The following is a 20,013-nucleotide window of genomic DNA, read 5'->3' on the forward strand; positions in this document are numbered from 1 at the left end:
TTAAAAAAAGCCCGATCAAACATCGGGCTTTTTTGCTTTAAAGAGGATCTACGAAAAGTTCCAAGGTCTGACTGCGGTAAGCATCGCTAGTGAAGAATACGTGAGTGTTTGAGACTGCCCGACCTGCCCAAGCCCCCGTATTCCCTGAAATTCCTGGGGTATGATTTTTAACTCCCGTCCCATCAGCATTAACTGAATAAAGAGTTAAGATACCGTCTCGTTCATTGTCAGCACGATAAAAAATCCGGTTAAGGCCAGGGAAAACCGTAAAATCGTAAATGTCGGCATTCGCATTCAAAGTGACTAGCTTTCTTTTTTGCGTTCCATCCCATTTCACCGCAAACAAATCCCATTTTCCCAAAGTCTCAATAAGACCTGAATAAACGATGGTCTTATCCGCATCATCCATGATTTGAACAGCCGTTCCGTTATTGGCATTAACCTGGCCTCCGGCATAAGGAGTCGCACTGATTTTTCTCAAATCAGTTCCATCGTAATTCATACTATAGAGTTCATAAACTTCCGGAGACGATTCGCTTAATGTGATCACTCGTTTATTTGCGCCTTCAACAAGACTGAAATAAGTTGAAGTATGAGAAGTCACAGGTAGTGAGGAGTTTAAAGAGTACAAGGTCTGCGTCGCGATATTAAATGACTTCATCGCTGTTTTTCCGTCAGTATACCAGTCACCAGTGAGCAGAACGTAGGCTGAATCAGGCGTGAAATCACATCCCGAAGCTCCTTGTGTTGAATTCACCCCGTTTGTAATAAGATAATTTGTCGCGGGAGTTACGGCATTCGCGACCCTCGCATCAAGTCTGCCTGTCGCCGCCATTGTACCCCAATAACAAATCCACTGTGAATCGGAAGAAATTTTAAAACCCGCAAGATCAAAGCTTCCGCCAATAGGAGCATTAACCGCAACCGGGGCACCACCCGCTGTAGAAATTTTATCGATCTCAACTTTTTCATCGACACGATAATCCCAGCGAAGAGCGACAAAGCTTCCATCCAATGCCACATCCCAACTTTGAATATTCACGGCATGAGAATAAGCCGGAGAAAGTTTGGTATTGCCCGTGCCATCGGCATTTACAACGTAAACGTCTATCACCGAGTCCGTAGTAAGATCACCCAAATACACAATTTGATTCGTGGCTTCGATATATTTAAATGCTGTGATATTGCCACCGACAGCATTAATTGCGCCACTCACCTTCACTGGCGATCCACCTGATGTGTTTACGACGTAAAGCTCTTCTTGTCCTGCTACATCCTGATCAGAGATATAAACAACCTTGCTGCCGTCAGCAGAAATTATCCAACTGCGCATCACTCCGCCACCTGCAGGATAATCTTTTGTCACTCGTCGTACATTTGAACCATCGGCGTCCGCAACGTACAAATGCATCTGAGAATCCACAACAGGATTAGAGCGGAATAAAATTTTTGATTTGTTTTCAGAGGCCTGAACAGTTCCGACGTCCCCAGATAAGACCGTCGGTAAGGATAAGTACTGTGGAGCACTTGGTGTCAAGCTTAACGAAGCCACGTGAAGCTCGTTAACGAAGTCAATATTTACGTCGGCTAACATCGCGGCTGTATTGCGTGACCAGTCTAAGACATAACTTTGAGAAGTAAAGAGCACGTCATTCTGAGGGCTCGCAATCGGAGGATTTAGTCTTCTTGAAGAGCTACCGTCTGTCGCCGCCAAATACATGTCATACTTTCCATCAATCTCCAAATCAGCAACAAACACCACTCGGTCGCCTGAGGGACTCACGGAAACCAAAGGATAATCACGAACAATAGACGACGAAGATATCGAATTCAGTTTTATCGGAGCTTCAGAACCATCTATCTTAACACTGTACAAATCATATTTCATATCGGCGGCCGAAGCCGGGCTTACGCCTGAAAAGTCCGCTGGAAAAATAATTTTCTGATTGTTAGTTATGATGAGGCTGTTTTCTTTAAAGGTTTGATACAAACCGTTGCGTACGACTGCAGCATTCGTTAATTTCAAGCGATTCGAACCATCCGTATTCACGATGTAAAGATCTACGATACTAGCCGATGTGGCCATGCCAAAGGCAAGTTTGGATGAATCAGGCGCCCATGAATAGGTGAATACATCTGTATTTGCATTCGGGCAGGCTGGAGAAACTTCTAGTTCACTGCGCGTCTCCAGATCATAAATCTCCATCGCGTAGCAACCTACGGTCGTGCGATCAACGCGATAGGCGACATAACGACCGTTTGGACTAAAAAGACCGGCTTCAATGAATCCTGTTGTTGAGGGAGCAAAGCTAATATGTTCGCCGGTTTCCAAAGAGACCACGGAACTTCCGGCACTGGAACCAGACACAAAACTTTGATTATCGCGGAAAAGCACCCACTTGCTGTTGCTGCTAACCGTATAACCGGGCAGCACCGTTTTTCCAGAGGACATGGCTGGTCCCAGGCGGCGTAATCCCGTACCGTCAACTTTCACGGCAAAAAGGGAAATGGCCTCATCCGTTTCTTTATCAGCGCGAAAAACAACCTGTGTTCCGTCGGGACTGATGATGAAATCACGAACGTCACCACCGTCTACCATAGAGCCATTCAATTTTATTTTTACACCGGTCTGAATATTGATGGCATAAAGATTAAATTCATTGTCTTTCGCTTCGATATCACCAATCGCAATCACCGTATCCTGATTCGGAGTCAAAGCGTAAGTAGTTACACCGCCCACGGGATTTTCAGGGCTTGGTCCAAACAAGACAATATCACCCGTTCCATCGGTTTTGACAGAATGCAATTCTTTGAGCTGTATACGCGCCACAGAGGAGCGTGTATACAAAGCACGAGCATATTTTTCGACACTAATGATAGGTCTTGCGACATCCAAAGCCCACTGACCAGAAATAGGATTTAAACGAGTTAAGCCAGTGCCGTTGAAGTTCACAATACCCAAATCGACGAGGTCATCATTGCGCAACGGCGCCGCCAGTAAAATCCTCCCCGTATTTCCATACTGCGTGATCAGGCGTACCGAAGCGACACCCGTTGCCGTAATATCAGGACTGATCTTATGCCATTGAGGATAAGCGATGTTCACAGATTGAGTTGTCGAAATATTCCCGGCCTGATCGAAATGCTGAACATAAAAATCAATGGAGTTTGCCGTTTCTACTGAGAGATTCAACCGAATCTCCCATCTATAAGACGCCGAACAAACAGCGAAATACTCTTGCGCTAAAGACGTTCCTACCTTCACAACGTTAAAAGGATCCGAACAAGTTCCTGCAATAGGATAGTTCGATCTTAGGGAAGACGCCGAGTAGTTCGTTGCGCTATCCGGAGAATCAATTGTCACAGTCGGCGGAGTTAAATCGACGAGAACGCGTTTCTGGTCTAATGATGTTTTCTTCGCTTCGGTCTCATCTTGACTGGCGCTGATTGTAATTTTGCCGTCTTGAATACCGTCCAAATCTAAAGACACTGAAAATGTTTTGTCCGCTTTACATTCAGTTGAAAAAGTACCGAAAGTGCTGACCTGAATCTCAACAGGTTTTTCAGTGTGTTCGCAGGAACCTTTAACAGCATAGGAACGAAAGTTTGAAGATGAGATTGTCGCATTGTCAGCATCAAAACTTAAAAAAAGTTGGTTTTGGCTATTGAAATCTGCAAGATTGGCGTCCAAAGAACAACCCATTCCCGCAAACAGACAAAATGCAATGACGTACCATATTCCCAGCTTCTGCATAATGATCTTTTCGGTTTTCTAAACTGATCTGTTAAGCGTGGGAACGCCAATGGGAACAAAAATGAGAGCTTCTTATTGAGAGTTTCTCTTCTTGAGACGGCTTAAAAGTTAGAATACGTGTTGATCTCTACATCATCCGAACTAATCTCGATAAAATGCGGTTCGATCAACCAGGACCCGCTGTTAAAATAGCGCCCGTTTGGCAGAGCTAGAACGCCCGCATGATGAGTGTGCCCAAAAATGATGGAATCAAATCCACGAGCGCACACCTCTTCTGCCGCAATAACGAAGTCAGGATGCTCTCCGGGCAAGGTTTGCACTTCGCTAGGACCTCTAAAAAAACGTCTGATTTTTGATTTTACTTCCTCAAACTTGATCCACAGTTTGTAAGCTCTGGGACTCACCATGAGCGCGAATCCTCCAAGCCACGTCATAAACTCATAAAGATCCGGACTTTTCACAAAAAAAGGATCATAAAGATGGCCATGCTCAATGCGAATTCTTTGATTGCCACACTGGACATTCAAAAACGGGGCAAGAATGAGTGGCCCCCAATCCTCTAAAAAATTTTCCAATAAAATATCGTGATTACCGACGATATAAAAAACCCGATTTCCCGCTTTGGAAATTGCTTTCACCGCTCGAAAAACTTCCGGCACGTCTTCTGCTAATTTGCGAAAGGATACTTGAGCAATTTCAAGTCCATCGCCATTGATGCAAACATCATATTTGTTTTCAGCCGCCCAATACAAAAACTCGATCAAACGCTTTTTTGTGCTGGAGAATGGATTACCCAAATGCAGATCTGAGATGACCACCATTTTTTTGGTCGAGACATCAATGATCATAACGAAGACTCAACGACTTCTTGCAGATTATTTTTGGAAAGTTGTTCAGCGGCAATCAGGGCTACAAGTTTTTCATTGGTCTGACGAATGCGACCGCTTAATTGTTTCATCAGTTCAAATGCAAATGTCGGATCCCGACGGATTTTTAATAAAAAACTGCCAGGGTCCAGAACCAACAATGTGGTATCGCCCACAGAACGAGCTGATGCGGAACGCGGTAAAGACTCTAGCAGCGACATTTCACCGACCATACTTCCCCGTTCCACTTTTCCAAGAATCACCGTGCTGCCTTCGACTTTTTTGTAAACTTCGACAGTGCCACGCTGAACAATGTACATCTCGCGGCTCAAATCTCCTTCACGGAATAAAACTTCTCCATCTGTGAGTTTAAGAACTTGTTGATCTGTAAATCTTTTGCCGCGCGAAGAACTTGAATTGAACATAGATTCATAGGCTATCAAATTATTTTTACCAAGCCACCGAGATCCACGGCTCTGGTCGTAGGTACCGCTCGCTTCTCGAGGTCAATGAGGTCAAATTGGTCTTTGGTATCCTGGACTAAACAAAGCCCGAATCACTCCGGGCTTCTCGATTATAACGGATTTATCAATTGCGGATACTTTGAAAGCTGCTCTCCATCAATACGAACTGCAACTCCGTGATTGATTTCCTGATCAACAAAAGAACCATCTGCTTTACGAATAACGGCTTGCAGAACATATTCAAACTGCAAAGTCGTAAAGAGAGTTCTCTTTTGGATGGACTTCAAAAAGAAAGTTCGTCCTTTACTTGTCAAAACAATCGCGCACGACTGCTCTTGTCCGATCAAACCCCCACGATGATTACATTCATTTTCACCAATCAATTCAGCAAGAACGCCTGTCAGTGAAAGTGTGGATTCAATAAAAGGAACACCGCTGAATTCTGCCTTCGGGTCCTTTTTAAGAATTTCCGCTTTTGCTAGCTCCAGCTCTTCTCGCGTGTAAGCAGGAACTAATGTCATTGAAATCACACCGATCTTAGTAATTAGATTTTTTCTGAATTCACCGTAAGAAAAATACGGTGTGCCTTCTTGATTAGTTGCGATCATCACAACATTCGGAGCCACGTAGTACCGATGGGGATCCAGGTGATCAGGGTAAATCGTCATCACGCCACTGTTAGCGACGTTTTCATTCACCACTGGGATCGCCAGGGCACTTGAAGCCACTAACGAAACAAAAAACAATGCCATCGTATTTTTCATTTTATTTTTCCTTTACCACACAGATATCACTGCATTCGATGTTAAAGTTTTTATCCAAAACTGCAGCCGCCTCCTGAGGTGAACACTGAGAAGCGAAAGTCTCCATCGCCAAAATCAAAGTGTTTACATAAAACTTTGCCGAAGTTCCAGAATACATACGCCCCAGAAGCTTCACCTCTTCACAGGCCAAATTGTCGACCCGAGGAGGAGGACCCGGGGGGTTCACAGGGTGAGTTCCTGAGGAACCTCCCCCACCGCAAGCGGCCAAAAACAACGGAAATAACCATGTGAGTTTTTTCATAAAAATTCCTAGTTGATTTGAACTTTCAAAACAGGAACCAAATTAAATTTCACGTCGTGACTTTGCCTGTCCAGATGTGTGCCTTTGACCATCACCGAATCTGCACGAGATTTCACAGACAAACTCAAAACGTCTTTAAAAGACTTTACTGAGCTTGGATCCGTCTCAAAGCATTTCTGTAAAAGATCTTTCTTATAAGAAACAAATGTCTGATCGTAATGCATCGTCGACGGTTGTTTCATTCGCGAAAGATTAAGAATCAGGTCTTCCACTCGGTTCACCTTCAGGTCGGAACAGTTCACTGAATTTTCAAATTTTTCTAATTCAGTGCTAGAGCTGTAACTTGCCTGCACAGGAATTTCCAAACTCAAAAAATCACTCTTCTTAGAAAGAGTTTTTAGTTTAGCAACTTGATCACTCTTAAGACTTATCTGCAGATTCATATAAGGACCCATTTGCCCTTGACGCAAAACCGTTTGTTCAGAAATTCCCGCATAAGGAATTTCAACTTTCAACGGAGCACCCGCTACCTGGGCCGTGAGCAACGTGAGTTTGTAACCTGGATAGGTCGCTTTCACCTTTTCCATCTCTTGACGGGCTAAATCACCGTCGTAAGTTAACGACAGACTTAAAATTCCGCCATCACCATCAAGATCCATCACATTCATCTCCAGATAAGGAGTGAGTGAATAGTAAACTGTTTTTTCATAGTCATTCACTTCATGGATCGCGGCCGAAGCCCACGATCCCATCAGTAATACCAATAACCCAATATATTTTTTCATTTGAAATTCCTTTATTTAGTCCGCCGAGATCACAAGACGATCGCGGTATTTATCGAGGTCTTTGATCACAATCGCCGTACAGAAATCACGTTCTTCTAAATCTGTGCGTTTCCAATTCCAAGTTTCTGTTTGCAGTTCTTCTTTACGAACAGAGCCTCCGCCAAAATGGAACAAACGATTTCCTGGAGCGGTCGCTGTCACAGGAGTTGCTGTCAATTCAGGAACGAACATACGTGCTGTGATTGTTTCCGAAATCTTTTGTAGGTATTCCCACTCTTTCGCGTCTCCACCGTTCATTGTGATTTCAATGGCTCTTTCTGCGTGCAGTTTTTCAACCACCGCTTGAATGCTCCAGCTAAACCAACCCCAGCCTCCTCCGTGCGATGCCTGGAAATATTCATACACACGCTTCATATTCACCTTGATAGAGGCATCCATATTGGGTCCGAATCCTTGCACCTTGTAACAGTAGTCCATTTTTAAGAGTGCGCTGCCCGCTGATTTTGTAAGAAGAGCTTTGAATGCTTTCGCACCAACGCCCGTCAAAACGGCGTTCACACCGATTTCGTCTTCAGCCCGACCACCGTGTTGAGCAAAATTGAATTCTTTAAACAGGTCCGTTAAAGGTTGCGCACCCATCGCTGTTGTTTGCAAACCAATCGTTGAAGATTTAATCGGCAAAACGGCGACTTCCACTTCAGGATGTTCTTTCATATAAGTATCAAGAGAGGCCTTTTGATCCGTGTCGGAAGCCAAGTGAGTCGTCATGGTCATATACGCTCCACCTGCTGTTGGATTTTCCAATCCCCAATAGACAAAATTGAAAAGAGGAACTCCGCTATTATCGGCGGAAAAGCGTGTGGAATTTGGGAAGAAATAAACTTTGTTAGGATTCGCGTGATCGCGATACAAAGTTAAAATTCCGTTTTTGATTGTTCCCGCCGTCTCCCCAAACAACGGAACCGCCAAAGCAGATTTGCTTAAAAGGGATGTAAATAAAAACCCCAAAAGCAGTGTTTTGTTTTTCATGAATGCCTCCAGTAATTGCCCGCATTTTTACGGGCAACAGAAGACTTCCTGCAAAGGGACAAGGCCTTACGAGACCTCATAAAAGTGACCTGGTAAAAGCTGCTGTCCGACGTCCGGATGCTCCTCAGCCATTTGACACTCATGAAATAGTTTCCTTTTGCCCCCAACAGCCCATTTTTCCGGGCAAAAATACACCACCCATCGCAGTCATAAATAGATGATTTTATTGAACTTTATAACATCATTCAGGTGTCTCAATATGGAACGCTTATTGCAGCTCCCCCTTGCGGTATGGAACAACGACGTTACAAAGACATTGTGGCATTCAAATGGAACCAAGGAGCTCCCCTGGCTTTCCATGCCCGTAATTTGGAAGTCGCTGAAATTTCTGAAGAGACCTGGAACGACATGCAAGAGACTTTACAGTCTTCCGAGGCCACTGAAGAACTCACTTTGTGGGAACAAGAGAACAGCCCGGAAGTGAAGTCTGGAAAACTCCAACCCGGCATCCGCAGCCTTACTATCAATGTCACGCAGATCTGCAATTTGAAGTGCACTTACTGTGCGGCAGGTGGTGATGGAACGTACGGAGCTGCACAGACGAAGATCAACGTTGAAAAAACTCTTCCGCAATTGAAATTCTTTATCGAACGTCTTCCAGAAGGCAGCCGCTTTAAAATCACTTTCCTCGGTGGCGAACCTCTTCTTTACCCAGACGGCATTCAAGAGATCGGCAATTACGTTCGTTTGATGACGGCCGGAAGAAATATTCAAGCTGGTTTTTCTATCGTGACAAACGGAACTTTGATCAACGAAAAAACTTTGAATATTCTTAAGAGCATCAAGGCCAACGTCACAGTCAGTTTGGACGGCCCGGCAGAGATCAACGACAAAGCTCGTCCAACAAAAGATGGCTCTAGCAGCACTTCACTTGTTGTCGAAGGACTTCGTCAGCTTGCAGACAACAGACATTCTTTAGGGCTTTTGACTGTGCATGGCGTTTTCAATCGCGAGAATTTAGATCTTGTGAGCGCTTACAACTTCTATCGCACGTTCAAGGTTGATCGCTATGAGTTCACGTACTCTGTGGAAGAAAATGACGACGCCAGCAATAAAGAATTCGTTGAGCAGATGAATTCTATCGCGGTTTTGGCTTATGCTTCTGGCGGCGAACCTGAACTTCGTAAAATCGGAATTTTTGATCAGCATTTTTCCGCTTTGGACAACCAGCAACAAACTGAAAACTACTGTGGCGCTGGGAAGTCTTTCCTGATGGTGGACGCGAGAAACAATCTTTTCACGTGCCCTTGGGAAGTGGGAAATAAAGATGAACAAGTGGGTCAAGGGACTCAACTCAACGAGGAGCGCTTGGCTCAATACCAGGCTCCCCTTATCGAACAGAACAACTGCCAAAGCTGCTGGGCTCGTTTCCTTTGTGGTGGCGGCTGTATGTTCATTCACAAGCAAAGCACGGGAAACAAGCACCAAAAAGACGGTCAGTTTTGTTTTCGCACGCGCGGCTTGATTGCTACCGCATTGTTATATTATAAAATGAGCAGGGTTTCCTGCTAAGAGGATGTTATGAAAAAGCAAACACATATTAAAAAGATTAAACCTCTGAAGCCCATCGCAACTCCGTCTACACAGATGATTGGGCCAGGCACTGGTGGAAACGGCGAAGGCTGTATCCCAGTTCGATAGTAATTATTAATTTTTAACGAAAAACGAGATTATGACTCTTCCTCCCTCCCCTGAAGAGACATCCTCCTCCCAAAAACGAGGAGACTATAAAGCGCTTGCGTTGCGAATTGCCTTCGCACTGGGGATTTCATTTTTCATTGCGCAAACGAATCTCGATTACCTTGAGTCTTTCCTCTACGACTTAAGAGTTCGCACTAAAGTTCTGAATCAAACATCCGGCAATATCGAGTTGATTTATATCACTCCGCAAACTGTTCAGTTGTTTAAAGGCTTTCCGACCGCGAAAGAACAAGCGTCTCTTTTACGCGGCCTTGTTGCCGAAGGTGCAAAGGCTGTCGTTTATGATTTTAATGTGAGCGAGACTCCCGGCAGTGTTGATGAAAAGAACGACTGGGAATCCAGCCTCGTTGAAAATTCCAATGTTTTCGTGGCAGGCCGCTCAACAGCCTTAAAGGGAGAAGAAAAACAACTTTCTCTTCCCGATCCTCTTGAAAAAGTGACTTTGGCGCCGGCTCCTAAAACAACGGATTTGGTGAACTTTGCTAAAGACGGCGTCACTCGTCGAATGATTTTAACGTACCAAGGTCGTTCATTGCTTCCAGTGCAGTTGGCAAGTCTGTTTAATCCTGAAATCAAAGACGTTGATAAAGTTCGTGGTCACTTTGATTTTTACGGAACCGATCAGGCTTACATTGATTTCCACAGAGCTAAAACTTATCCGTCCACTACATTTGAAGATGTCTTAAATGGTCGGGTGGATGCTTCTCGCTTTAAAAATAAAATCGTTCTTATCGGAACTGATTTAGGTCTTGATGAAGGCGAATACATCATGAGCCCGTACAATCGCGAAGTGACTGCGATGACTCGCATTGAACTTCAAGCCAATACGATTGATACGTTGATTCGCAACTCGGGCCCTGTGAAATCTCATAAGGCTGTTAATTGGATCTTTATTCTTCTTGCTTCGATCTTAACGACTCACGTTGTTTTGACGATGAAGCCCACTCGCGGATTGATGATCTTGGGTGGAACTCTTGCCGGATTTATCGTTGTTTGTATTCTAGCTTATTGGGCTGCGGGCTTGTGGCTTCCAATGGCGGCTCCTCTTTTAACAATCTTCCTTTGTTACTACTTCTTTATTCCTTATCGTTTGATCGTTGAGAATCGTCGCAGCTGGGAATACTACCAGAAGAATAAACTCTTAAGCCAAGTTGAAGAGCTTAAGACGAATTTCATTTCGATGATGTCGCATGACCTAAAGACGCCGATTGCGCGCATTCAAGGAATGACGGATATGATTCTGTCTGACAACGTTCAATTGAGTGCGCAACAGCGTGAGGCTGTGGATACGATCAAGCATTCTTCGGATGACCTTTTAAAATTTATCAATGCGATATTAAATTACGGTAAAATTGAGAGCCAAGGTGTCCAGCTTCATTTGCAAAGCAAAGACATCAACAATCTTCTTCAAGAAGTCATTCGTAAACACGAATTCCTAGCGAAGGTTAAACGCATTCAAATCGTTTCTGAATTGGAACCCATGTTTCCTGTGCCTGTGGATGCGGATCTGATGAAACAAGTTTTCTCGAATCTTGTTGAGAACGCCATTAAGTACAGTCCGGAAGACACGAAAATCATGGTGTCGAGCGAAGAAACTTCCACGAAGGTTGTTGTTCAGGTGGCCGATCAGGGCCCTGGGATCCCTTCGGATGAGCTTCAGAATATCTTTATGAAGTTCTTCCGCTCTAAGAACGCCAAAAGCTCGCCTATTAAGGGTTCGGGCTTGGGATTGTATTTGGCCAAATATTTTACTGAACTTCACCGGGGACGTATTTTTGTAGAATCTTCCCATGGTAATGGATCGACTTTTACTGTAGAACTACCAATCGAGCAAGGGGGTACACATGCTTAAGGTTTTGGTTGTTGATGACGATCAGGGCTTAAGATTGTCCGTCAAATCGGCACTCGCAGTCACACAACGTTTCGAAGTTGATGAAGCTTTCGATGGCGTCAATGCTATGGAGAAAGTGAAAGGCAGCGAGACGAAATATGATGTCGTTATTCTTGACGTCGACATGCCTCGCATGAATGGGCTTGAAGCTCTTCGCCAAATCAAAGAGTTCGATCCAGGTATTATCGTCATCATCATGACCGCTCACGCGACATTGAACGATGCGATTCAAGCTGTGAAAGACGGCGCTTATAACTACCTCCAAAAGCCTGTCAGCAGCGAAGACCTCTTGCAGTTGATCGACAAAGCCGTCAATGCTCACAACTTGATTTCTAATATCGCAGCGTCTGCGCCAGTGATGGTGGAGGCCGGTCGCAAGATCATCGGTCACACTTCTCAAATGCAGAAGGTGTTCAACATCATTCACCGCCTTGCTAAAGTTGAAACTCCTGTTTTGATTCGTGGTGCTTCCGGTACTGGTAAAGAACTTGTTGCGAAAGCGATCCACTACAATTCCGCTCGTAAAGACGAAAAGTTCGTCGCTATCAACTGCTCTGCAATTCCTGAAAACCTATTTGAGTCTGAACTTTTCGGTCACGAAAAAGGTTCTTTCACAGGTGCAGATCAGCGCAAGATTGGTAAATTCCAATTTGCCGAGGGCGGAACTCTTTTCTTGGATGAAGTCGGCGATATGCCGCAACTTATGCAAGTTAAGATTCTTCGTGTCCTTCAAGAGAAAGTATTCACTCCGGTAGGTTCTAACCGCGAATTCCCGACAAATGTTCGTATCATCGCAGCGACAAATCGTCCTTTGGAAGATATGATCAAAGCAGGAACTTTCCGGGAAGATCTTTTCTATCGTCTGAACGTTGTACCTATCTTTTTGCCAGCATTGGCTGAACGCAAAGATGATATGGAACACATGGTGAATATCTTTATTAAGAAATTCAACCAAGCTCATGGCAAACGCATCAACGGTATTGCTCCAGATGCAATGGCTGTTTTGAAGAAGCACGCATGGCCAGGTAACATCCGTGAACTTGAAAACGTGATTGAACACGCTTTCGTTCTCGAGATGTCGAACATCATCACGATTGCTTCACTTCCTGAATCTCTGCTGATCGCAACAGGCGTGAACTTGATTGATATGCCGGTGATGGATACGGCAATGAACGTGGCTTCTCAAGGTTTGGGTTCGGCGGTTCAAGCTCACGCAAGTCTGGGTGACGAAGACGACGCCGACATGGGTTCAGACTCTGACGATTTGGACGGAGAAGAAATGGTTCCGTTCTCTGGTAATGAGAGTTTGGATTTTAATGCTCAGAAGGAAGCTTTTGAAAAAGAATTTATCATCAAGGCTTTGAAGACATTCCGTGGTCGCATCAATCAGACGGCACTTCATGCGAATATTCCGAAGAAGACGCTTCTTCGTAAGATTGAAAAGTACGGCATCAATGCGAAAGACTACGTAAATTAGTTTTTAAATAAAGATTTAAAATTAAAAACCCACAGCTTTAACAAGTTGTGGGTTTTTTGTTTTTCAGGGCTTTAGCTGGCTTAACGCTTCGTTGAGATTCGCGTGCATCATCACGAATTCCGGATCTTCACTGATATGATGTTGATAACGATGGTAGATCTTGGAGTTAACTTCAGACTTGTGCAGGACAAAGTCGATTTGATCTTTGATACAAGTCAGGTCCGTCGCGACAATGTGCTCAGACTCATCGACGAAGGCGTCGATTTCGGCGATCAAGGCCGAGAACGGCTGAAGCCAAGCGAAGTTTTTGTCGTGAGTGAGGATTTGCAGGAAATCAAACGGAGAAATTCGGCGCTCAAAATACTTTTCAGCGGCGATACGTTCTAATTCTAGAAAACGTCGATGAAGATTTTTGAGGTTGCGACTTGCGTTCTGTATTTTGTCTTTCATAACACTCCCTGCAGATTCAATTTTATGTAAGCTCCGTCTTATTCGTCACTTCAAAAATAGAAAGTGGAAAACGAATACACTTTATGTCATTGTTATTAAACACGTGTTGTGAGGTGTCTATGGCTCTTTTTCCTTCATCCACTGTGACTCTTAAAAATGGGCAGGCAGTTTTGCTTCGTCACGCAGAAATAAGTGACGCAGAAAACCTGTTAAAAGCGGTCACGAGTATTTTTTCGACATCTCCCTACATTCTAAGCACACCCGAATCTCTAAAAACCAAGACCGTTCAAACTCAAGAAAAATGGATTCAAGACGCCAATCAAGATCCCCGCAATGCACTTGTGATCGCTGAGCATAAAGGCCATATCGTGGGCATCGCGGACTTTCATTCGTTCAAGGATGCCAAACGTTTTCATCGCGCAAGTTTCGGAATGTCTGTGCACCAAGATTTTCGCGGACTTGGCTTGGGTGAAGCTGTTCTTCAAAAATTAATCGAAGTCTGCAAATCCGTTGAAGGTCTTACTCTTTTAGAACTTAATGTGATGGAACCCAACATCAGCGCTCACAAACTTTACCTTAAAACAGGATTTAAAGAAGTCGGTCGCTACCCGGGCGCTTATCGTTTGGCTGATGGAACTTATGCCACGGACATCATGATGACCAAACATCTTTAGAATAAATTGTAGACGGGAAATGGAACGGACTTAATGGTGGCCGGGGATGGATTGCTCAGCCCTAAATTACCAAAAATATTCGAGCCAAAACACTTCACTGCTCCAGACTGGATTCCGCAGGTCGCATAATAAGTTCCGCCCTGAATACTAAACTCTTCGTAGTAATCCCAGTTCGTCGCTTGTGTCGATAACGATCCATTGTAAACGTAGGCCTGAGTTCCTGAACTAAAAAAGATTTTGGAATATTCCGCGAGGATAAGATTGCTCGCGACCAAAGATTCAGTTCCCGACAATACTACTGGCGCTCCAAATCCATTGCCCCAACATACGACTCCTCCGGAGGCTTTCGCTGCACAGCTGAACGAGTAACCTGAGCTAATCGCAATGGCATCCGTAGGAGAGCCGGTTATAAGACGGGCTACTGAAGTGCTTCCTCCGACGCTTCCTAATTGATTGCTTGTCGAGAAACCCCAACAATATACCTGTCCATCTTTAATTCCACACGCATGTTCGTATCCCACGGAAACAGCGGTTACACCGGACTCCATGCCTTGCACAGCCTGGGGATTCAGTTGGCAGTCTCCAACACATGAACTTGCTCCTAAGACTGTTGGATTGTTCCAGCCCCAACAATAAGCAGCACCGTTTGATACCGCACAGAAATGATAGGCTCCGTCCAAATCAGTCGCTTGTGTCAGATCCGGAGAGAGAGGCGCAAAAGAGGTTTGTGAATATGCGCTTCCGGAACAGAGAACCTGAGAGTTGCGGATAATGCAGGATTTTCCGGAGCTATTTGTTTTTGCGCGGGTCACACCAGAGAAGAATATTTTTTTGGCCATACCGATGGGTTCAAGATCTCCGGAACCACATTCTCCCAAGGAGTTATCACCCCAACAACTTAAAGATCCATCTGCGTGGACGGCCATTCCGACTCGGCCCATTGTCAGACGCTCGACATTTTGAAGTCCCGGAATTGTTGCTGGAGATGCCATAGGAATTTTGCCACTGGCGCCACCAATTCCGAGAAGTCCGTAAATATTTTTTCCCCAACACTTCACGTTGCCGTCTGTAAGAGCGCACATAGTGCTAGTGTAACCAGCAACATCGTACGAAGAAATGGAGCTTAAGCCGTAATTCTGTTGAGAAGCAACCAAAGGTAAGGACGTCGCCCAACAGTAAAGTCCGGAGTTGTCATCTTTAGCAATACAGAAATTGTTTGAGTTGAGTATTGATCTTAAATTTGAAATTCCACCAGAGAGCCCTGTCACTTGTGTAGGGACAGGGCCGATGCTACCTCCCCAACAATAAACTTTATGATCTGAAGTCAGGCCGCAGAATGAATTGATGGACGATGCTTCAATATCTATCAATCCCGCAACCATATTTTCAGTCAGTACTGCGGAAGAAGATGACATCACACCCGCTTTGGCCAAAGCACCTGAAGAATTGCTCCCCCAACAATAGACTGCTCCGATAGAGTTCAGCGCGCACGCGGCCTCGCGTGCCACAGCAACATCGACAAATGTTCCACTCAGCCCCACAACATCCGTTGGTGGAAGCAGGGAGCCTGTGCCTCCGCCGTCTCCCACCAAACCGCCGTAAGCGTCATATCCCCAACATTTAACTCCGCCGAGAACGACGGCACATCCGCTTGTAGCTTCTCCGATAGAGATTTTTTCCGCACCTGACGCAAGCAAAAGATTTGGAGAATTTAAAGGCCCGCTGGGAGTGTAACTTCCCCAGCACCATACCTGTCCGCCTGTTTTGATGGCGCAGCTGTAGCCCCAAGTCATATCGAAATCGAGAACATCCGAAGACATCTGAAGTGGCGTTATAGGAGTTGTTACTCCGTCGTACATCGAATAGTTCACACCGTTACCAAGCTGATCGCCATATCCACCTTCGCCCCAACAGCGTAGAGAATTGTTGGAAAGACGCGCGCAAAATATCATCGGACCCGCTTTCAAATCCACGGCTGTCACCGTCGAGTCTGCGGCTGCCTGAATTTGCAAAGTCTTGGATTTATTTTCACCTTTGAAAAGATATTTTAGCATCAGCTCATCTTCAAAACTTGCGGGAGCAGAAGCTGCAAATTCAATAACTAAAGTACACGACTGCAAAGGGTTGAGTTGCTCACTGCAAGTGCCACCAACTCCAGGAAAAATTCCACCAGCAAAGTAGAAAGGAGAATTTAAAGACCACGTTTGAATTTCGGAAATAATTTCGGCGCTGCGGTTGAACACCGTGACTGTTCTGGATATAGGAGTTCCGACCGCTCCCTCTCCAAATTCGAGTTTTACGACATTGAATTGCAGAGGCTCGCCACTAGATTCAAGCAAAGGCAACTCTTCACCTATCAGTGAAGCATCCAGGGAGCATCCCACAAGGAAAATAAAAAAAGTCCCAATAAGAGATTGTTTCCAAAACGTTCCGAAGATCATGAGTATTTTTTCGGTTGAGTTTTGGGGCATCTTGAATGGGAAACCTTGCCTTCTCAAATCCATTGCGCAAAATTTTTTTGACCGCCTATCTTTAAAGACTCTTAGAGATCAAAAGAGGGATATTCCTAATTTGAGATCCTCATCGAAAAGCCACAGGGATAAAAATTCTTATGCAAAAAGAGTGATTGAGAAAATCAAGAAAAACTCTTTCTCTTTTTTTCAATTTCTGCGACGCCTCTAGTTTTGTAATACGCTAAAAGGCCCGCCATATAGGTGTGCACATTTTTTGAGCAGTAAATTGTTTGGATTTGGTGAAGAGTGCTCGTTGACTCGTTGCCATTGAGTCTGTAGTTTCAGTCCCCTCACGTCTGGAGATTCTGTTTAATGACCATGAACCCGTTGCCGCCACAGGCTTACACGAAAGATACTTTGCTCAAAGCCTACCAGTGGCTGATGGTGCAAAACTCTTCGATCAAAGAGATGGCGACGACTCCGGATATTCTGGTGAGTTTGTATCTGAAGGCCACGCGTGATGGCGACAGTGCTCTAGAAAGACCGAGTATCCAGAACTTCAAAAATGAGCTTAAAAGCTTGGCTGGAATTATGGGGGAATTGGACAATCGCCCTCAACAACAAGCACCGATTGTTTCAGCTCCTGTGCATCACCATCACGTTGCCCCTGCGGCAGCGGCTGTCCACCAAGCCACTCCGGTCACAGCGGTGGTCGCTCCTTCTGCGCCGACACAGACTCAAGTGTCTTACACGGAAAAGACCGTGACGGCGACGACTCGCAACCCGGATGTTTCTGAGCTTTTGGATTCATGCAGCCAGGACATGATTCGCGAAGTCAAAGAGGAGTTCAACCTCAGTTCGGACCTGGAAGCTCTTCGTATGCTTATTAAAATCGGCTACAGTCGTTCCAAAGGCCTTCTGAAATAGCATTCCCTAGCGGTATCTGCCGGAAATCACTTAATTTAGCAAAAAAAGTAGTCTATACTCGCCGTCATGAAGAAAAAATACATCTGGCTTGTCCTTATTTCCGGCATCCTTGTCGCCCTTGATCAAGTTGTGAAAATTTACGTTCACACGCATTTCCACCTGGGCGAATCCGTGAGTGTGATTCCGAATTTCTTTAATCTTACTTATGTACGAAACTTCGGCGCGGCTTTCGGATTTTTGGCGGAAAGCCATCCTTCCTTCCGTGAGTTGTTTTTCCTTTCTATGCCACCAATCGCTTTGGTTATTATTTTGGGCATCTTGCGTGGAGTGAAAGACACGGACACAAAACAGATCATTGCTCTTGCGAGTATTTTTGGTGGCGCGATTGGAAACTACATCGATCGTTTGCGCTTCCGCTACGTGATCGACTTTTTGGATTTCCATCTTTACAACCGCTGGAGCTGGCCGGCCTTTAATATCGCCGACATGGCGATTGTCGGCGGAGTCGGACTCTTGCTTCTTTTAATGTTCATCGAAAACAAAAAGAAAGAAAAAACAGAAGGCGCCAAGTAGGCGCAGGGAAAAAGGTACCTGGTACCTTTTTCTTTATTTATTCGGAATGTTTTTGCGGAGTTTTCTTTGCAGGCTTTGTCGGTGAAGGCCGAGCTTCTTTGCGGCTTGAGTGATGTTGCCGTCAGAGCTTTGCAGAATATAATCGATATATTCGCGCTCCATGCGTGCTAAAGAGATTTCCTGATCGGGAACTTCTTCTCCCACGGTTTGATCCGTGAATGCTTTTAGAATCATGTCTGGAGTCACTGGTTTTGAAATAAAGTTGTGAGCACCTAGCTGCATGGCCTTCACTGCTGAAGCGACGCTGCCAAAACCACTCATCATCACGACTTTAACGTGCGGATTTTTAACTTTCAATTCACGCAAAAAATCCAAACTGTTTTCAGAGCCCACGCGCAGATCTAAAAGAGCCCAGTCGAAACTTTGCAGGGCATTGAGAGTCGGTGTTTGAGCAAAGGCCGTGACTTGAAGACCTCGCTCTTGCAGTTCTTCGGTGAGTACTTCGCGCAATCCCTGGTCGTCTTCAACGAGTAAAAGTTTTTTTCCTTTGAAGTCCATCATAATTCCTCCACCGGCAGACGGATTTGCGCTGTGGCACCTCGGCCTGAAGTATTATTGAAGATTTTAAATTCGCCGCCCGCCCCTTGTGCCATCATCGAAGCTGAGTAAAGTCCAAGGCCGTTGCCATCGGCCTTGCTCGTCACAAAAGGTTCTCCTAAACGCGAAAGAATTTCTTTGGAAAGACCTTCTCCGCGATCTGTGACTTCCAGAACAATCCACGAGTCTTGTTTAAAAAGGCGCACGTAAATCGTAGAACCTTCTGGAGACGCTTCATAGGCATTATTCAGAAGATCAAAAAATGTTTGTGAAAAAGCGAGAACTTGCAGACGGCAGGGCAAAGCTTCTGTCGTAAAATGTTTTTCAACCAATACAGGTTCGTTTTCTTTTTCCCATACTTTTAAAAGATCCGCTGTCAAAAGCTCCACTTGGACTTTCTGCAGTTCTGATTGCGAGGAGCGAGAGAACACGGAAGCCATGTGCTGAAATACACGCACACATTCTTCCAAAGAACTTTGCGCTTTTTCAAATTCTTCTTTCGCAGGTGAGTTTTCATTTGTGAGTTTTCTAAGACCGCGCTCCATACGAAGTTTTAAGGAATTCATGGGTGTTGCTAATTGATGAGAAAAACCCGCCGTCAATGCACCTAAAGCTTTCAAACGATCCGCCTGATGTTGGCGGTCTTGTAAAAGACGAATGCGTTGTTCGTTCTTGTGAAGAAGTCCTGAGAAATAGTGACTCACAAACCAAGAGGCCGTGACCAGAACCCATTGCGAAAGAAAACTTAATAGCATTTCAGAAGTGTCGGCGCCAACAGTGACCTTTGCGTCGAGATAAGTTTCAAATTGCAAAAGACCTAAGAGAGCTAAAACCGTCAAACCAAAAAGATACGACGACTTTTGTTTTAAGAGCATTCCACCTAAAAAAGCGTGAATACATAAAATACTGATAAATGGATTGTTGGCGGAGCCACTTACAAACAGCAAACCGACAGCGGCAAGCAAATCCACCCATAAATTTACGAGCACATGTTTTTGTCTTGCCGAATCTTCGCGAGGCCAAAGACCTTGCGCTAACACATTGAAAGTCGCGAGCAACGCAAGAACGGCGATGAAGTAAGGTACGTCACGCGTTTGCAAAAAGCCCCATCTTAGAAGAGGCAACGTTCCTAAAATCAAACAGGTAATGGCAATCCAACGAAAACGAATGAGTCCTGGCATGGGCTCTTCATAGCCCGGAGGACCTTTTGCCGCAACAAGTCTCTCTCTTATGCAACCATTCGTTGC

At 44.9% G+C, this 20,013-nt stretch carries 17 protein-coding genes; 6 read left to right on the forward strand and 11 right to left on the reverse strand.

Features of this window, described 5'->3' with window-relative positions:
- Window positions 1–37: 37 nt before the first annotated feature.
- From ACLSSO_RS15970 to ACLSSO_RS16000, 7 genes are all read right to left on the reverse strand, one after another.
- Entirely contained in the window at window positions 38–3,754 is a 3,717-nt protein-coding gene (locus ACLSSO_RS15970) for a TolB family protein (RefSeq protein ID WP_413943403.1), read from the reverse strand.
- Window positions 3,755–3,855: 101 nt separating this feature from the next.
- Window positions 3,856–4,602: a UDP-2,3-diacylglucosamine diphosphatase gene (locus tag ACLSSO_RS15975; protein WP_295899345.1), complete on the reverse strand. Its 747-nt coding sequence runs from the start codon at window positions 4,600–4,602 to the stop codon at window positions 3,856–3,858.
- Window positions 4,599–5,045 (reverse strand): Crp/Fnr family transcriptional regulator, encoded by a 447-nt coding sequence (locus tag ACLSSO_RS15980; protein WP_295899342.1) that lies wholly within the window; start codon window positions 5,043–5,045, stop codon window positions 4,599–4,601. The genes ACLSSO_RS15975 and ACLSSO_RS15980 overlap by 4 nt, the downstream gene beginning before the upstream one ends.
- Before the next feature lie 149 nt (window positions 5,046–5,194).
- The gene (locus tag ACLSSO_RS15985) at window positions 5,195–5,848 is read right to left on the reverse strand and encodes a hypothetical protein (RefSeq protein ID WP_413943404.1); all 654 of its coding nucleotides are present in this window, start codon (window positions 5,846–5,848) and stop codon (window positions 5,195–5,197) included.
- Between the two features lies 1 nt (window position 5,849).
- Window positions 5,850–6,149 (reverse strand): hypothetical protein, encoded by a 300-nt coding sequence (locus ACLSSO_RS15990; protein ID WP_295899335.1) that lies wholly within the window; start codon window positions 6,147–6,149, stop codon window positions 5,850–5,852.
- Window positions 6,150–6,157: 8 nt separating this feature from the next.
- On the reverse strand, window positions 6,158–6,934 hold the full coding sequence (locus ACLSSO_RS15995; protein ID WP_413943405.1) for a hypothetical protein: 777 nt from the start codon (window positions 6,932–6,934) through the stop codon (window positions 6,158–6,160).
- A gap of 15 nt (window positions 6,935–6,949) precedes the next feature.
- Window positions 6,950–7,963, reverse strand: a complete 1,014-nt coding sequence (locus ACLSSO_RS16000; RefSeq protein ID WP_413943406.1) for a hypothetical protein — start codon at window positions 7,961–7,963, stop codon at window positions 6,950–6,952.
- Between the two features lie 291 nt (window positions 7,964–8,254).
- Here ACLSSO_RS16000 and ACLSSO_RS16005 point away from each other — a divergent pair, with 291 nt between their 5' ends.
- From ACLSSO_RS16005 to ACLSSO_RS16015, 3 genes are all read left to right on the forward strand, one after another.
- The gene (locus ACLSSO_RS16005) at window positions 8,255–9,535 is read left to right on the forward strand and encodes a radical SAM protein (RefSeq protein ID WP_413943407.1); all 1,281 of its coding nucleotides are present in this window, start codon (window positions 8,255–8,257) and stop codon (window positions 9,533–9,535) included.
- 160 nt (window positions 9,536–9,695) lie between these two features.
- On the forward strand, window positions 9,696–11,576 hold the full coding sequence (locus ACLSSO_RS16010) for a CHASE2 and HATPase_c domain-containing protein (RefSeq protein WP_295899326.1): 1,881 nt from the start codon (window positions 9,696–9,698) through the stop codon (window positions 11,574–11,576).
- Window positions 11,569–13,092, forward strand: coding sequence for a sigma-54-dependent transcriptional regulator (locus tag ACLSSO_RS16015; protein WP_413943408.1), 1,524 nt, complete (start codon window positions 11,569–11,571; stop codon window positions 13,090–13,092). Before ACLSSO_RS16010 ends, ACLSSO_RS16015 begins: the two co-directional genes overlap by 8 nt.
- A 63-nt stretch (window positions 13,093–13,155) precedes the next feature.
- Here ACLSSO_RS16015 and ACLSSO_RS16020 read toward each other — a convergent pair whose 3' ends face one another.
- On the reverse strand, window positions 13,156–13,542 hold the full coding sequence (locus tag ACLSSO_RS16020; protein WP_295899322.1) for a hypothetical protein: 387 nt from the start codon (window positions 13,540–13,542) through the stop codon (window positions 13,156–13,158).
- A 119-nt stretch (window positions 13,543–13,661) separates the two neighbouring features.
- Between ACLSSO_RS16020 and ACLSSO_RS16025 the strand changes: the two genes are divergently transcribed.
- Window positions 13,662–14,216: an N-acetyltransferase family protein gene (locus tag ACLSSO_RS16025; protein ID WP_413943409.1), complete on the forward strand. Its 555-nt coding sequence runs from the start codon at window positions 13,662–13,664 to the stop codon at window positions 14,214–14,216.
- Here the strand turns inward: ACLSSO_RS16025 and ACLSSO_RS16030 are convergent.
- The gene (locus tag ACLSSO_RS16030; RefSeq protein WP_413943410.1) at window positions 14,213–16,657 is read right to left on the reverse strand and encodes an RCC1 domain-containing protein; all 2,445 of its coding nucleotides are present in this window, start codon (window positions 16,655–16,657) and stop codon (window positions 14,213–14,215) included. The two genes, ACLSSO_RS16025 and ACLSSO_RS16030, sit on opposite strands and share 4 nt — an antisense overlap.
- Before the next feature lie 384 nt (window positions 16,658–17,041).
- Here ACLSSO_RS16030 and ACLSSO_RS16035 point away from each other — a divergent pair, with 384 nt between their 5' ends.
- Both ACLSSO_RS16035 and lspA read left to right on the forward strand, forming a co-directional pair.
- Window positions 17,042–17,596 (forward strand): hypothetical protein, encoded by a 555-nt coding sequence (locus tag ACLSSO_RS16035; protein ID WP_295899313.1) that lies wholly within the window; start codon window positions 17,042–17,044, stop codon window positions 17,594–17,596.
- A 66-nt stretch (window positions 17,597–17,662) separates the two neighbouring features.
- The gene (gene lspA, locus ACLSSO_RS16040; protein WP_295899310.1) at window positions 17,663–18,169 is read left to right on the forward strand and encodes a signal peptidase II; all 507 of its coding nucleotides are present in this window, start codon (window positions 17,663–17,665) and stop codon (window positions 18,167–18,169) included.
- Between the two features lie 33 nt (window positions 18,170–18,202).
- On the opposite strand, the gene ACLSSO_RS16045 is transcribed toward lspA, so the two are convergent.
- The gene (locus ACLSSO_RS16045) at window positions 18,203–18,730 is read right to left on the reverse strand and encodes a response regulator transcription factor (RefSeq protein WP_295899307.1); all 528 of its coding nucleotides are present in this window, start codon (window positions 18,728–18,730) and stop codon (window positions 18,203–18,205) included.
- Window positions 18,727–19,947: a sensor histidine kinase gene (locus ACLSSO_RS16050; protein ID WP_413943411.1), complete on the reverse strand. Its 1,221-nt coding sequence runs from the start codon at window positions 19,945–19,947 to the stop codon at window positions 18,727–18,729. Before ACLSSO_RS16050 ends, ACLSSO_RS16045 begins: the two co-directional genes overlap by 4 nt.
- Window positions 19,948–20,013: the final 66 nt, after the last annotated feature.

The organism is Bdellovibrio sp. HCB-162 (assembly GCF_047344985.1).
Lineage (GTDB): Bacteria > Bdellovibrionota > Bdellovibrionia > Bdellovibrionales > Bdellovibrionaceae > Bdellovibrio.